Genomic DNA, 13449 nt, shown 5'->3' with positions numbered 1-13449 from the left:
TTATATTTTGTAATTTAGTTGCGTGATGGATTCTCGAAATGGTGCGCAATCGTGTTGGCGTAATAGCGCAACACGTCCTGCCCGCGGTCGGTGATCGTGATGGCCTGCGGCGTGACGTGGATCAGGTCGCGGGCCGCGAGCCGCGCCAGCGTGTCGTCGACCAGCGTGTCGGTGGATCGCTGCGGCAACGGCATCTGCCGCGAGTGCAGCGCCGCGAGGCAGTCGGTCGCGGCCGACAGCAAGGCGTCGCGGTCCAGACCCGGGTTGCGCAGCAGCAAACGCGCGATCAGGGGTGTGGCGAGGACGGGCACGACCTCTCTGACCCGGTCCATCAGTTCCAGCGCCACGGCCTCTGTCGGGTCGTCGGGCAGATCGGGAAGATCGCGCAGGAACAGCGACAATTCCAAGGGCCGGCCAAACCCGACCGAGGCCGTGCCAAAGCCGTCGAACCGGCCGGTCAGGCGCGCCCAAAGGTGGCCGGCGATAGCGCGGACGACGGTGCTGGCCGGGGGCCGGAACCGCCGCACGCCGCGCTTGTCGGCGTTGATGAGGAATTGATCCTCGAGCACGCGGTCGTAGTTCAGGCCGACGGGGATGAAGATCACGTCGCGCCCTTCGGGGCGGTAGTTGCTGACGATATAGTTCAGAAGGCCGAGCTTTGCCGGCTTGACCTCTCCGGTCAGGGACAGACCGCCTTCAGGGAACATGGCCTGCGTGACGCCGCCGTCGGTCGCCATCTGGACGTAGCGCGACAGGACCCGGCGGTAGAGGTTGCCGCGCGACCGGCGGCGGATAAAGTAGGCACCCAGCATCCGGATCAGGCCGGACAGCGGCCAGACCCGCGCCCATTCGCCCACCGCATAGGACAGAGCCCCCGCGCGGCTGACCAGATAGGTGACGAGCACGTAGTCCATGTTGCTGCGGTGGTTCATCACGAAGATGATCGTGGCCTTTGGGTCAAGCTCTGCCAGTTCCTGCCGGGGAAAGGTCGCGATCCGTACGCGGTAGAGTGTGTTCGACAGAAAGCGCGCGAGCCGCATGCCGAAGGAGAAATAGGCCGTGGCGGAAAAGCCGGGAACGATTTCGCGCGCATAGGACCGAGCTTTTTCAAAGGCCACGTTTTCGGGGACGTTATTGGCGCGGGCGTGGTCGACGATGGCCTGCGTCACCTCTGGATCGTAGATCAGGCGCTGGATCATGTCGTAACGGCGCGCCAGCTTGAACGGCTCGATTGGGCGGGCAAGGCGGGTGTTCAAGCGGGCGATTACCCGTTCGGCCCGCTTGCGAAAGAACCAGCGCACGGAGGGAAACAGGAAGTGGGACGCAAAGGTGACCGTGGCAAAAAGCACGATGAGGACGAAGGTCCAGAGCGGCAATGTCACGGGTTGGGTCATATGGTGGACCGTGACAGGTTTGCGCCGTGCCGTAAATCCCGCCATGCTGCGCCGCAGCGCCTTGACCGAGACGCAAAGTTACTTATAACCGATGAGGCGCGAAACAAAGTTGCGCATGATTTGGAAGGATTTGCCCCATGACCGACTCTGCCCAGTCACGCCCCGCAGCGGATCGGCCGTGGTTGTTTCGGACCTACGCTGGTCATTCGACGGCGAAGGCGTCCAACGCCCTGTATCGCGGCAACCTTGCCAAGGGGCAGACGGGACTGTCGGTCGCCTTCGATCTGCCGACGCAGACCGGTTATGACAGCGACCACGAACTGGCGCGCGGCGAGGTCGGCAAGGTCGGCGTTCCGGTCAATCATCTGGGCGACATGCGGGCGTTGTTCGACGCGATCCCGCTCGACCGGATGAACACCTCGATGACGATCAATGCGACGGCGCCGTGGCTTCTGTCGCTGTATATTGCCGTGGCCGAGGAGCAGGGTGCCGATGTGACGGCCCTGCAAGGGACCGTGCAGAACGACATCATCAAAGAATACCTGTCACGCGGCACCTATATCTGCCCGCCCGCACCGTCCTTGCGGATGATTACGGATGTCGCGGCCTATACGCGGGAATTTCTGCCGAAATGGAATCCGATGAATGTCTGTTCCTACCATTTGCAAGAGGCAGGGGCCACACCGGAGGAAGAATTGGCATTTGCCCTTGCAACCGCAACGGCCGTGCTGGACGATCTGAAAACGAAGGTGCCGGCAGAACACTTTCCCGAAATGGTGGGACGGATTTCGTTCTTCGTGAATGCGGGCATCCGTTTCGTGACAGAGCTGTGCAAGATGCGCGCCTTCGTCGCGCTTTGGGATGAAATCTGCCGCGACCGATACGGCGTGGAGGATGAAAAGTACCGGCGTTTTCGCTATGGCGTTCAGGTCAATTCGCTGGGGCTGACCGAACAACAGCCCGAGAATAACGTTTATCGCATCCTGATCGAGATGCTGGCCGTGACACTTTCCAAGAACGCCCGCGCGCGGGCCGTCCAATTGCCCGCCTGGAACGAGGCCTTGGGTCTGCCCCGCCCCTGGGATCAGCAATGGTCGCTGCGGATGCAGCAAATTCTGGCCTATGAAACCGACCTTCTGGAATTCGACGATCTGTTCGACGGCAATCCCGCGATCGACCGGAAAGTCGCCAGCCTGATGGAGGGCGCGCGCGCCGAATTGGCGACCATCGACGGCATGGGCGGCGCTGTCGAGGCTATCGCCTACATGAAGGGCCGTCTGGTCGAGAGCAACGCTGCCCGCATCGGCGGGATCGAGACCGGCGAGACCACCGTCGTCGGCGTCAACAAGTGGCAGGCCGGAGAGCCGTCGCCCCTGACCGCTGGCGATGATGCGATCATGGTCGCCGACGCCGCGGCCGAGGCCGACCAGCTGGCACGGCTGAGCACTTGGAAAAAGGACCGCGACGACGATGCGGTTGCAGCTGCATTGTCCGCGTTGCGGGCCGCGGCGCTGGACGGGTCGAACATCATGCCGCCCTCCATCGCCGCAGCGCGCGCAGGGGTGACGACGGGCGAATGGGCGGATGTGGTGCGGGCGGCCTTTGGCGAATACCGTGCGCCTACCGGAGTCAGTCAGGCGATGTCGAACCGGACCGAAAATCTGGACGAGATCAGGGCACGCGTGGATCAGGTGTCGGCCAAACTCGGGCGGCGGCTGAAATTCCTTGTCGGCAAACCGGGGTTGGACGGCCATTCGAATGGCGCAGAGCAGATTGCGACCCGTGCGCGCGATTGTGGCATGGATATCGCCTATGACGGTATTCGGCTGACGCCAGACGAATTGGTTGATGCGGCCCTGTCAGGCGACGTCCACGTGATCGGTCTTTCGATCCTGTCCGGGTCGCATATTCCCCTGATCGAAAGTTTCATGGCAAAACTGACTGCTGCGGGTCTGGGTCATATCCCCGTCGTGGCAGGCGGTATCATTCCCGAAGAAGACGCCCGCAGATTGCACGACATGGGCGTGGCGCGGGTTTATACGCCGAAGGATTTCCAGTTGAACACCATCATGGACGATATCGTGACGCTTGTGGACAGCCAGCGTATTGCAGCGCAATAGTCGATTGGTATTGATTTCTAAATTTCTTTGCGTCAAAGCATATCAATATGTCGCATGAATCAGTCGCGCGACGACGATTGATGGAGAGATCAGTGAAAGCCGAATTGAAAACCATGTCCCGCAAGGAACTGGAAAAGCTGCGCAAGGATGTCGAAGCCGCTTTGGAAAAGGTCGAAAGCCGGGAAATGAAGCTGGCCCATGATGCTGCGGCTAAGGCTGCTGCGGACTACGGTTTTTCTCTGGACGAGATCAACAATATGCCCGCCGCCGTGAAACGCGGCGGAAAATCCGCAAAAACCATCTCTGCACCCAAGTATCGCAACCCCGAGGATGCGACGCAGACATGGACCGGCAAGGGCCGCCAGCCGGAGTGGTACAAGACCGCCATGGCGAATGGCACCGATCCGCAGACGCTCGAAATCTGACGCCCTAACGCTGAAGCCTGCGCAAATCGTCGTAGGTATAGGTGTCGGCGACGACCCCCTCGGTCCCCTTGCGAAACAGGGGGGCCGCGGGCAGGCAGCCGACACCGCAAATCTGGCGGGCGGTCTTTTCCCGCCCGTCGATATACCAGAACCGGCCGCCCGGCGTGGCGACAAAGCCGTTCAGATAGAACGCACTGTCGCTTTCGATGTCGATGGTGCTGGGCATCTCGTTAAAATACCCCTCATTAAATGTGCCGTGGGTGTGGTAGGACGCCACGACCGCCAGATCCTGCGGAAAGGCGGCAGCACAGCTTGCCATATCGCCCGGCACAGGATCGGTCGCAAGCAGCCGGCCCGTACGGTCCAGCGCCAGATAGCCGCAATATTCCCGCATCTTGCGAAATGACAGCGGTTGCAGCGTGGTCAGCACCTCGCGGGCCAAGGCAAGCTCTGCCGCATCCTGCGCCGCTGCGGGCGTTACCATGACCAGCAGAACCAACACGCGGAGCATGGCTTTTCTTTCACGATGATTTCCAGCAATAGTCGTGCGAAACGAAAGGAAAACCAAGACATGACCGTTCATATTGGCGCAAAGCCCGGCGATATCGCTGAAACCGTATTGATGCCGGGCGACCCCTACCGCGCAAAGTGGGCCGCCGAGACGTTTCTGACTGACGCCGTCTGCATCAACGAGGTGCGTGGCATGCTGGGCTATACCGGCATGTGGAACGGCAACCGCGTGACGATTCAAGGGTCGGGCATGGGCATGCCGTCGATGTCGATCTATGCCAACGAGCTGATCAAGGATTACGGCGTGCAGACGCTGATCCGCATCGGGTCCTGCGGCGGCATGCAGGACCAGACCAAGGTGCGCGACGTGGTGCTGGCGATGACGGCCTGTTCCTCTGGCACGCCGTCGGACACGATCTTTCGCGAAGTGAATTATGCACCGGTCTGCGATTTCGGCCTGCTACAAGCGGCCCATGCGGCCGCGACGAAGCGCGGGACGCCAACGCATGTCGGCAGCATCTATTCGTCCGACACCTTCTATGCGGAACGCAACGACCTGACCGAACAGATGATCCGCCACGGCGTGCTGGCCGTCGAGATGGAAGCGGCAGAGCTTTACATCCTTGCCGCCCGTTACAAGCGGCGTGCACTGGCGGTGATGACGGTCAGCGACCACATCATCACCGGCGAGGCGCTGCCGTCCGATCAGCGCGAGCGCAGCTTTGGCGACATGGTCGAAATCGCGCTGGAAGCAGCCTTCGCTTAAAGACCGTGCGAGCGGTCGTAGGGATTGAGGGGCGGCTCCGACCAGGGGGCCGCCCCTTTTGCATCCAGCACCTCCATCGCGAGGGGGTGGCAGGTCGCGGTATCGGACGAGTGTTGCGCGCTGCAATCGCCGCCGGGACAGGCTGACATCACCGCCAGCAGGTCGATCTCGGCCAGCAGGTCGAGGTAATCGCCGGCCCGCACCGGGCTTGCCTTCATGAAGTATTGGCCGGTGTCGGCGGTAAACCCGGTGCACATGAAGACGTTGAGGACATCGTGCACCTGAGCCTCGGCGGCGTGCAGCGACAGGCCCGTCGCGGCGCAGAGCGCGCGCGTCAGGTTTGAATGGCAACAGTGGTGATAGTCGCCGCCGCCCAGCAGGCGGGCGGTATAGGGATCGCAGCGCGTCCCGATGACATCGTGCACGCCGCCGCCGAACGCATCGCGGCCATACCAGCCCAGTGTATCATGGGTGATGGTCGCCATGGGACGCAGATAGGGAAAGCAGGACCACAACCGGTCACCCGTGGTGACATGCGTGCCGTGCAGGGCGCGGGTCTTGCCGGAATAGAACCTTTCGGACAGGTCGTGGGCGTTGAAGAGGTTCAGATCGCCGACCTGGGGACCCGTGGGACAATGAATGCGCAGCACCTGCCCCGCCGCCACGCGGATCGCCGCGGCATCGCGTGGTGGCACGGTCACGACGTCGATACGTTCGACAGCGGCGCGGGCACGGTCGAAGACGGCAGGATCGGCGGCAGGCAGGGTGTCTGTCGGGTAACAGATCACAGGCGCCACCGCACGGCGGTCGTCGGCGTCACTAGGAGGAGGAGATGTCATCATATAGGGATGAAAGGCCGGACAGGATGTCGGCGCAACCCCTTTCACAGCATGGCTTGCAGAAACCAAACGCACGCCGCCATCCCGGGATCACCCATGTTCAAACGACTCAGTCTTTCTCTTGCTGTGGCGGGCCTGTCGGCCTGCGGATTCTCTTCGTCCGGCGGCCTGCCGTTCAGCCAGCCGGATATCGTGTCGCCGTCGTTCACGGTCGCAGCGGGGCAGCTTGCGATCTCGACCGGTGGCGGCATCCAGTTCACCAATCGGATCGATCCGGTGGCAGGCAATATCTACGCGGCCGACATTCGGCCGGGCGCGGTGCAGGAACCGACCCCGACCACGGGCCGCGCAAGCATGACGGGCCCCTTTGCGTTGCGTCAGGCGACGGGGCTGCAGCAAACGGGCGGCACCTACGCCGGTCGTCTGACGGACCACACCGGCGCGATCACGTTGAACGCGGATTTCGGGGCCGGGACCCTGCGCGGGGCCGGCGACGGCCTGACTGTGGACGGGCGCATGACGACCGGCACGCTTAGCGGGTCGGCCAGTTATGGCGGCGTGCGTGGCGATCTTGACGGATTTGTCGGAGCGACGAACGCGATCGGCGCGTTTGGCGGTCAGACGGCGACCTCTTCCATCGCGGGCGGATTCGTCGTCGCCCAATAAGGACAGGGCCCGCCACCTGAAGGTGACGGGCCCTGCCGGTTTTTCCGAAAATGCGGACGTCTAGACGATCCGTTCGACCATCATGTGCTTGATTTCCGCGATGGCCTTGGCGGGGTTCAGACCCTTGGGGCAGGTCTTGGCGCAGTTCATGATCGTGTGGCAGCGGTACAGCTTGAACGGGTCTTCGAGGTCGTCCAGACGCTCTCCCGTCGCCTCGTCGCGGCTATCGACGATCCAGCGGTGGGCGGCCAGCAGCGCTGCCGGGCCGAGGTAGCGGTCGGAGTTCCACCAGTAGGACGGGCAGGATGTCGAGCAGCAGGCGCACATGATGCACTCATAACGACCGTCCAGCTTGGCACGATCTTCGACGGACTGCTTCCATTCCTTGGCGGGCGGGTTCGTCTTGGTTTCCAGCCACGGCATGATGCTGGCGTGCTGGGCGTAGAAGTGCGTGAGGTCCGGGATCAGGTCCTTGACCACCGGCATGTGCGGCAGCGGATAGATCTTGATGTCGCCTTTCGCCTCGTCGAGGCCAGAGATGCAGGCGAGCGTATTCACGCCGTCGATGTTCATCGCACAGGATCCGCAGATCCCCTCGCGGCAGGACCGGCGGAAGGTCAGGGTCGGGTCGATGTCGGTCTTGATCTTGATCAGCGCGTCAAGGACCATCGGCCCGCAGGTGTCCAGATCGACATGGTAGGTGTCCAGACGCGGGTTCTTGCCGTCGTCGGGGTTCCAGCGATAGACCTGCACCTTCTTGGTGTTCTTGGCGCCTTCGGGCTTGGGCCATGTCTTGCCCGTCACCATGCGGCTGTTCTTGGGTAGCGTGAATTCAACCATGTCTCAGGCTCCTTCGGGATACGGCCTTACCGGCGGGCGGCAGGCGAATAGGGAAACTGCGGGGCGGCCCCCGACAGACGGGAATAGCATTGGGCATAGACGGTTGCGGGATCGTTGCCGCGCAGCATGTCGGTGCTGAGGTCGACCTGAACCCGCGACCGCATGCCGCCGGTGCCGATACCGACGGCGACTTCGCCGGTCGGTGCCGTGGCTGCCCGCGCTTCGCGCAGGCAGGCCGCCTCGACCTGCGCCGGTGTCGGCGGGATGCGGGGGCCGCAACCCGCCGCTCCTGCCAACGCAGCCATCAGGACGAGGTTACGCATCAGTAGACCCGCTTTTTCGGTGCGATCTTGGCCATGTCGATGCCGCCCTGCTCCTGCGTCGTCAGCGGGTCCATGTGGACCGGGCGGTAGGTCAGATCGACCTTTGACCCGGTCACGACGGCCAGGCTGTGCTTGCGCCAGTCGGTGTCGTTGCGGTCCGGGTAATCCTCGTGCGCGTGGGCACCGCGGGATTCCTTGCGCGCCTCTGCCGACACGATAGTCGCCAGCGCGTTCGGCATCAGGTTGGTCAGTTCCAGCGTCTCCATCAGGTCGGAGTTCCAGACGAGGCTGCGGTCGGTGACTTTCAGATCGTCGAGCTTGGCGGCGATCTTGGTCATCGCCTCCACACCCTCGGCCAGTGTCTTGTCCGTCCGGAAGACGGCGGCGTCGGCCTGCATGGCCTCCTGCATCTCCAGCCGCAGGGCAGCGGTCGGGGTGCTGCCGTTGGCGTTGCGCAGCTTGTCGAAGCGGTCGAAGGCTGCATCGACGGAGGCCTGATTGAGCGGTGCGTTTTCCGTGTTGGGATCGACGATTTCGCCCGCCTTGATCGCGGCAGCGCGGCCGAAGACCACGAGGTCGATCAGGGAGTTCGAGCCAAGGCGGTTGGCCCCGTGCACGGACGCACAGCCAGCCTCACCCACAGCCATCAGGCCAGGGACGATGGCATCGGGGTTCTCGTCCGTTGGGTTCAGCACCTCGCCCCAGTAGTTAGTGGGGATGCCGCCCATGTTGTAGTGGACGGTCGGCTGCACCGGGATCGGTTCCTTCGTCAGGTCCACACCGGCAAAGATGCGGGCCGATTCGGTGATGCCCGGCAGGCGCAGGTCCAGCGTTTCCGGCGGCAGGTGGTTCAGGTTCAGGTGGATGTGGTCCTTCTTTGGACCCACACCGCGGCCTTCGCGGATTTCCATCGTCATGCAGCGGCTGACCACGTCACGGGACGCGAGATCCTTGTAGGTCGGCGCATAGCGTTCCATGAACCGCTCGCCTTCGGAGTTCGTGAGGTATCCCCCTTCGCCCCGCGCGCCTTCGGTAATCAGGCAGCCGGCGCCGTAGATGCCGGTCGGGTGGAACTGCACGAATTCCATATCCTGCAGCTTCAGCCCCTGACGCGCGACCATGCCGCCGCCGTCACCGGTGCAGGTGTGGGCGGACGTGGCGCTGAAGTAGGCGCGGCCATAGCCGCCCGTCGCCAGCACGACCATCTTGGCGTTGAAGACGTGCATGGTGCCGTCGTCCAGCTTCCACGCGACGACGCCCTGACACTGACCGTCTTCGGACATGATCAGGTCGATGGCGAAGTATTCGATGTAGAACTCGGCCTTCTGCTTGAGGCTTTGGCCATAAAGCGTGTGCAGGATCGCGTGGCCGGTCCGGTCGGCAGCGGCACAGGTGCGCTGCACCGGGGGGCCTTCACCGAATTCGGTGGTGTGGCCGCCGAAGGGGCGCTGGTAGATCTTGCCTTCCTCGGTCCGCGAAAACGGCACGCCGTAGTGTTCCAGCTCGTAAACCGCCTTGGGGGCTTCGCGCGCGAGGTATTCCATCGCGTCGGTGTCGCCCAGCCAGTCGGAGCCTTTGACGGTGTCGTACATGTGCCATTGCCAGTGGTCGGGGCCCATGTTCGACAGGGACGCGGCGATGCCACCCTGTGCGGCGACGGTGTGGGACCGGGTCGGGAAGACCTTGGTGATGCAGGCGGTCTTCAGCCCCTGTTCGGCCAGACCCAGCGTGGCGCGCAGGCCGGATCCGCCGGCACCGACGACGATCGCGTCATAGGTATGTGTTTCGTATTCGTAAGCAGCCATCGGTCAGTTCCTCAAGCGATTCAAAGGGCAAGGCGCGCGACGGCAAGGATACCGGCGGCCATGGCGGTGTAGGACAGGCAGATCATGCCGATCAGCAGGGCGCGTCCGGCGACTCCGTGGACGTAATCCTCGATCAGGGTCTGCACGCCGCCGCGGAAGTGGATGAAACCCACGGCAAATGTCAGCAGCGCCACGATGGACGGGAACGGACGCTGGTAATAGGCGACGACATCTTCGTAGGGCGCGCCGTAGATGCTGCCGAAGGTGAAGATGAAGCAGGGGATCAGACCGACAAGGGCGACGGAGCTGATCATCATGTGCCAGTGGTGCAGGGTGCCGGACTTGGCAGAGCCCATGCCAGCGGCGCGTTTGCGGTCGGTCAGGTAAGCCATGGTCAGAACCCCTTACAGCACGATGACGGTGAAGATGGTCAGCAGCACGGCCGCAAGGACCATGGCCTGACCGAAGGTCTCGGACTTGTCGACCTCCAGCATGTGGCCGCTGTCCCAGATCAGGTGCCGTATGCCGGCCAGCGTGTGATACCAGATCGCGGCGACCGAGAAGAACATGACAAGATCGCCGAACCAGCTGGTGATGAACCCGTCAGCGGTGGCAAAGGCGTCGGGCCCGCTGGCCAATGCGACGAACCACCAGACGATCAGCAGCGCCGCGACGAGCAATGCGTTGCCGGTGATCCGGGTGAAGATCGAAGTCGCCGAAGTCCACTGCGGGCGGTAAATCGAAAGATGCGGCGAAAGCGGGCGATTGCCCTGATGTCCGTTGGCCATGTCGGTTCCCTTTGGCTTTGACGGCCCGCGTCCGGGCGTCCAATTGTCGTCGTTCTGCACCATCGCAGGGGTGAAGTCACGTATAGGACGGGCGAAAACCCGCGCGATATCGCCGCGGCTGCATCTTTTTCCAATTTTGTGATCACGGATTTTGAAGCTGTGATCACACGATATCGCTGGATGACCGCCACGTCAGATCGGCATCAGCGCCCAGTAATCCAGATCGAGGCAGACATCCGGTGAATATCGGCCGTCCTCGCCGCGCAACGCGCCCGCCGCTCCCTTTGTCGCAACCAGCCGCAGGCGGATTGCCCCGACGCCGGGGGCTGGGGTTTCGGCGGTCTCCAGCACCTCTGACCAGGCGCGGATAGTGTCACCGGCAAAGCAGGGATTGGCATGGGCACCGCCGTTCAGGGCGACGATCAGTTGCGCATTGGCCAGCCCGTTGAACGACAGGGCGCGCGCAAGGCTGATGATGTGACCGCCGTAGATCAGGCGCTTGCCGTCCGGGCGCTGGGTCGCGTCGAAATGCACCTTGGCGGTGTTCTGCCACAGGCGCGTGGCAAGCATGTGCTCTGCCTCTTCGATGGTGACGCCGTCGACGTGGTCGATGACCTCTCCAACTTTGTAGTCGCCCAGGCGGTGCGGTTCGCCCGCCAGTGCGAAATCGTAGTTTGTAAAGTCGAGGCCGCGCGGGATCACGAGGTCAGCGGCGGCGACGCTGTCCGCGAGGTCCGGCACGACGGTCTCCGGCGCCGGCCCGTCGCCGCGTCTGCGCACCATGACCCAGCGCACGTAGGTCAACAGCACCTCTCCGTGCTGGTTGCGCCCGGTGGTGCGGACCCAGACGACGCCGCTTTTGCCGTTGGAATTCTGTTTGACGCCGATCACCGTGGACGTGGCGGTGATCGTGTCGCCGGGCCAGAGGGGGGTGATCCAGCGGCCTTCGGCGTAACCGAGGTTGGCGATGGCATTGAGAGAGACGTCCGGCACCGTCTTGCCGAAGACCGTGTGAAAGGTGACCAGATCGTCGAGCGGGCTGAACGGCAGGCCGCAGGACTGCGCAAAGGTATCGGCAGAGTGCAGCGCGTGGCGGGCGGGGTAAAGCGCGTGATACAGCGCGCGTTCCCCCATCTTGATCGTGCGCGGGACGGCGTGGGTGATGACGTCACCCACGGCATAATTCTCGAAGAACCGCCCCGCGTTGGTCTTGGTCATTGCTGGCCCAGTTTCATGTCTGGGGTATAGGCCGTGCTGATCTCTTTGGTCACGGCCTGACCGCAGCGCATGACGCCATTGGCCTGATCGAAGGCGTAGGTGGGTGTGCCGTAAAGCTCCCACCCCTTGGACAGGGCGTCAGAGACCTTGTGGCAGAAGGCCGAGGTGTCGTCCTCGGTCAGCAGGCGATAGATTTTGGGCATGATTTATCCGAACGGTGAATAGCCAAGGGCGGTGTGGATGCCGGCCACGACGGCAAAGACGACGAGCGTGGCGACGACGGCGATGATCTCTGATTTGACGGGCGGCGCGTGGTAGGCGCCGCGCGGACCAGCGGCACGGTTCAGCACGGCGATTTCTGCCCGCGACCAGGCCAGCATGCCGCCGAACAGCAGGAAGGACGGAGTGTCGCCGTTCACCAGCAGGTGGGCGACGGCCCAGACCGCGACAGCGGTCAGCTGCGGGTTGCGGATCAGCTTCGTGACGCGCGTGCCCTTGCCGGAGGCGGCGAAGAGATAGAAGGCGAAAAGCACCAGAAGGTTGTTGATGCCGGTCATCGCCGGGGTCTTGCCCCAATAGACGGTGCCCGTGGCGCCGCGGTAGCCGATCACCATCAGCACGATGGCCAGCACGGACAGGACGGCCACGACCATCTTGCCCTTGTCGCCCATCGCGGCGCGGCTGTCGGGTGCCGCCCGTTTCCAGAAATGTGACCCCGACCACAGGATCAGGCCGAGAAGGATAAGTATCATGTGCGCTCCAGTGCGGCGATGGCGTCAAGTCTGGCCAGCGTGGCCCGCGCCGTGACGATATGCAAGTTCTCGACGATGCGGCCATCGACCACGGCGACCCCCTGCCCCGCGCGGGCCGCGGCGTCGAAGGCGGCGATCTGGCGGCGCGCGAGGTCAAGCTCCTCTGCCGTGGGTCCGAAAACGGCGTTGGTAATATCGACCTGTGCGGGATGGATCAGGGACTTGCCGTCGAAACCCATGTCGCGGCCATCGTTGCATTCGGCACGCAGCCCGTCATCGTCCTGATAGGCATTGTAGACGCCGTCGATCGCCACGATGCCCGTGGCACGGGCGGCCAGCAGGCAATGCTGCAAGGCCATGGTCAGGGCCGCGCGCGTGCGGGTGCCCAGATCCTTGGCCAGATCGTTGGTTCCGATGACGAACCCGTCCAACCGAGGATGGGCCGCAATGCTGTGGGCATTCAGCACGCCCAGCGGCGTTTCCATCATCGCCCAAAGCGGCAGATCCGGCACCAGTTCAGCCACGGCGTCCAGATCGCCGGGGCTGGAGACCTTGGGCACCAGCACACCGTCGCAGGCCATGTCCGCCACGGCGCGCGCATCGTCGGCGCCCCAGTCCGTATCCAACCCGTTGATCCGCACAAGGCGCAGGCGGGCGCCATAGCCGCCCTGCGCCAGCGCCTCGCGCAGGGTGTCGCGTGCCTCCACCTTCGCGTCGGGGGTCACCGCGTCTTCAAGATCGAAAAGGATCACGTCACAGGGCAGGCCCCGGGCCTTTTCCAGTGCCCGCGGCTTGGAGCCGGGAATATAAAGGGCCGACCGGGTCGGGCGATTATGCATGGCTTATCCTCGCAACAAAGTTGCGCGGACTTGGCCCTGAACGGTCAGATTCTTCAACCCCGAAAATGCTGCGTTGCGGAATGACGCAGCGCAGCGCGCGCTGCGGTCAGATCCCGCTTACCACAAGACCGCAGGCTGGGTGGATCATCATCAAAGGGAGTTCC

The 13449-nt window shown here is 63.5% G+C and carries 16 protein-coding genes; 4 read left to right on the top strand and 12 right to left on the bottom strand.

Going from position 1 to position 13449, the window contains the following annotated elements:
- Positions 1-14: 14 nt before the first annotated feature.
- On the bottom strand, positions 15-1394 hold the full coding sequence (locus tag GLR48_RS08690; protein WP_237060875.1) for a 1-acyl-sn-glycerol-3-phosphate acyltransferase: 1380 nt from the start codon (positions 1392-1394) through the stop codon (positions 15-17).
- A 137-nt stretch (positions 1395-1531) separates the two neighbouring features.
- Here GLR48_RS08690 and GLR48_RS08685 point away from each other — a divergent pair, with 137 nt between their 5' ends.
- Together GLR48_RS08685 and GLR48_RS08680 are read left to right on the top strand one after the other, a co-directional pair.
- Complete coding sequence (locus GLR48_RS08685; RefSeq protein WP_237060874.1) at positions 1532-3514, top strand: protein meaA; 1983 nt, start codon at positions 1532-1534, stop codon at positions 3512-3514.
- 92 nt (positions 3515-3606) lie between these two features.
- Positions 3607-3939, top strand: a complete 333-nt coding sequence (locus GLR48_RS08680; RefSeq protein ID WP_237060873.1) for an H-NS histone family protein — start codon at positions 3607-3609, stop codon at positions 3937-3939.
- A gap of 4 nt (positions 3940-3943) precedes the next feature.
- Here the strand turns inward: GLR48_RS08680 and GLR48_RS08675 are convergent, their stop codons facing one another.
- On the bottom strand, positions 3944-4450 hold the full coding sequence (locus tag GLR48_RS08675; RefSeq protein WP_237060872.1) for a DUF4329 domain-containing protein: 507 nt from the start codon (positions 4448-4450) through the stop codon (positions 3944-3946).
- Between the two features lie 60 nt (positions 4451-4510).
- Here GLR48_RS08675 and deoD point away from each other — a divergent pair, with 60 nt between their 5' ends.
- Positions 4511-5215, top strand: a complete 705-nt coding sequence (gene deoD, locus GLR48_RS08670; RefSeq protein WP_237060871.1) for a purine-nucleoside phosphorylase — start codon at positions 4511-4513, stop codon at positions 5213-5215.
- On the opposite strand, the gene GLR48_RS08665 is transcribed toward deoD, so the two are convergent.
- A complete protein-coding gene (locus GLR48_RS08665) occupies positions 5212-6054 on the bottom strand; it encodes an urea carboxylase-associated family protein (protein WP_237060870.1) in 843 nt (280 codons plus the stop codon). The genes deoD and GLR48_RS08665 overlap by 4 nt on opposite strands.
- A gap of 96 nt (positions 6055-6150) precedes the next feature.
- Here GLR48_RS08665 and GLR48_RS08660 point away from each other — a divergent pair, with 96 nt between their 5' ends.
- Complete coding sequence (locus GLR48_RS08660; protein WP_237060869.1) at positions 6151-6720, top strand: hypothetical protein; 570 nt, start codon at positions 6151-6153, stop codon at positions 6718-6720.
- Between the two features lie 60 nt (positions 6721-6780).
- Here the strand turns inward: GLR48_RS08660 and GLR48_RS08655 are convergent, their stop codons facing one another.
- From GLR48_RS08655 to GLR48_RS08615, 9 genes are all read right to left on the bottom strand, one after another.
- Entirely contained in the window at positions 6781-7560 is a 780-nt protein-coding gene (locus GLR48_RS08655; protein ID WP_237060868.1) for a succinate dehydrogenase iron-sulfur subunit, read from the bottom strand.
- Positions 7561-7586: 26 nt separating this feature from the next.
- Positions 7587-7883: a hypothetical protein gene (locus tag GLR48_RS08650; protein WP_237060867.1), complete on the bottom strand. Its 297-nt coding sequence runs from the start codon at positions 7881-7883 to the stop codon at positions 7587-7589.
- Positions 7883-9688, bottom strand: coding sequence for a succinate dehydrogenase flavoprotein subunit (gene sdhA, locus GLR48_RS08645; RefSeq protein WP_237060866.1), 1806 nt, complete (start codon positions 9686-9688; stop codon positions 7883-7885). Before sdhA ends, GLR48_RS08650 begins: the two co-directional genes overlap by 1 nt.
- A gap of 20 nt (positions 9689-9708) precedes the next feature.
- A complete protein-coding gene (gene sdhD, locus GLR48_RS08640; RefSeq protein WP_237060864.1) occupies positions 9709-10080 on the bottom strand; it encodes a succinate dehydrogenase, hydrophobic membrane anchor protein in 372 nt (123 codons plus the stop codon).
- Positions 10081-10092: 12 nt separating this feature from the next.
- Positions 10093-10476 carry a succinate dehydrogenase, cytochrome b556 subunit gene (sdhC, locus tag GLR48_RS08635; protein ID WP_237060862.1) on the bottom strand — a complete coding sequence of 128 codons (384 nt, stop codon included), beginning with the start codon at positions 10474-10476 and terminating at the stop codon, positions 10093-10095.
- A 192-nt stretch (positions 10477-10668) separates the two neighbouring features.
- On the bottom strand, positions 10669-11694 hold the full coding sequence (locus tag GLR48_RS08630) for a MaoC family dehydratase (protein ID WP_237060855.1): 1026 nt from the start codon (positions 11692-11694) through the stop codon (positions 10669-10671).
- Positions 11691-11897, bottom strand: a complete 207-nt coding sequence (locus tag GLR48_RS08625; protein WP_237060853.1) for a DUF1737 domain-containing protein — start codon at positions 11895-11897, stop codon at positions 11691-11693. Before GLR48_RS08625 ends, GLR48_RS08630 begins: the two co-directional genes overlap by 4 nt.
- A 3-nt stretch (positions 11898-11900) precedes the next feature.
- Complete coding sequence (locus GLR48_RS08620) at positions 11901-12446, bottom strand: NnrU family protein (protein ID WP_237060845.1); 546 nt, start codon at positions 12444-12446, stop codon at positions 11901-11903.
- Positions 12443-13285: an HpcH/HpaI aldolase/citrate lyase family protein gene (locus GLR48_RS08615; protein WP_237060843.1), complete on the bottom strand. Its 843-nt coding sequence runs from the start codon at positions 13283-13285 to the stop codon at positions 12443-12445. The genes GLR48_RS08620 and GLR48_RS08615 overlap by 4 nt, the downstream gene beginning before the upstream one ends.
- Positions 13286-13449: the final 164 nt, after the last annotated feature.

The sequence above is a fragment of the Loktanella sp. M215 genome (assembly GCF_021735925.1).
GTDB lineage: Bacteria > Pseudomonadota > Alphaproteobacteria > Rhodobacterales > Rhodobacteraceae > Loktanella.
Note: the sequence above shows the minus strand (reverse complement) of the source record. Positions and strands in the feature narration are given on the sequence as shown.

Bases quoted from the DNA above. Each gene is read 5' to 3' on its own strand.
- GLR48_RS08650 (WP_237060867.1), bottom strand. From the start codon at position 7,883: ATGCGTAACCTCGTCCTGATGGCTGCGTTGGCAGGAGCGGCGGGTTGC.
- GLR48_RS08630 (WP_237060855.1), bottom strand. From the start codon at position 11,694: ATGACCAAGACCAACGCGGGGCGGTTCTTCGAGAATTATGCCGTGGGT.
- sdhA (WP_237060866.1), bottom strand. From the start codon at position 9,688: ATGGCTGCTTACGAATACGAAACACATACCTATGACGCGATCGTCGTC.
- GLR48_RS08685 (WP_237060874.1), top strand. From the start codon at position 1,532: ATGACCGACTCTGCCCAGTCACGCCCCGCAGCGGATCGGCCGTGGTTG.
- GLR48_RS08660 (WP_237060869.1), top strand. From the start codon at position 6,151: ATGTTCAAACGACTCAGTCTTTCTCTTGCTGTGGCGGGCCTGTCGGCC.
- GLR48_RS08665 (WP_237060870.1), bottom strand. From the start codon at position 6,054: ATGACATCTCCTCCTCCTAGTGACGCCGACGACCGCCGTGCGGTGGCG.
- GLR48_RS08625 (WP_237060853.1), bottom strand. From the start codon at position 11,897: ATGCCCAAAATCTATCGCCTGCTGACCGAGGACGACACCTCGGCCTTC.
- GLR48_RS08690 (WP_237060875.1), bottom strand. From the start codon at position 1,394: ATGACCCAACCCGTGACATTGCCGCTCTGGACCTTCGTCCTCATCGTG.
- GLR48_RS08675 (WP_237060872.1), bottom strand. From the start codon at position 4,450: ATGCTCCGCGTGTTGGTTCTGCTGGTCATGGTAACGCCCGCAGCGGCG.
- sdhC (WP_237060862.1), bottom strand. From the start codon at position 10,476: ATGGCCAACGGACATCAGGGCAATCGCCCGCTTTCGCCGCATCTTTCG.
- sdhD (WP_237060864.1), bottom strand. From the start codon at position 10,080: ATGGCTTACCTGACCGACCGCAAACGCGCCGCTGGCATGGGCTCTGCC.
- deoD (WP_237060871.1), top strand. From the start codon at position 4,511: ATGACCGTTCATATTGGCGCAAAGCCCGGCGATATCGCTGAAACCGTA.
- GLR48_RS08655 (WP_237060868.1), bottom strand. From the start codon at position 7,560: ATGGTTGAATTCACGCTACCCAAGAACAGCCGCATGGTGACGGGCAAG.
- GLR48_RS08615 (WP_237060843.1), bottom strand. From the start codon at position 13,285: ATGCATAATCGCCCGACCCGGTCGGCCCTTTATATTCCCGGCTCCAAG.
- GLR48_RS08620 (WP_237060845.1), bottom strand. From the start codon at position 12,446: ATGATACTTATCCTTCTCGGCCTGATCCTGTGGTCGGGGTCACATTTC.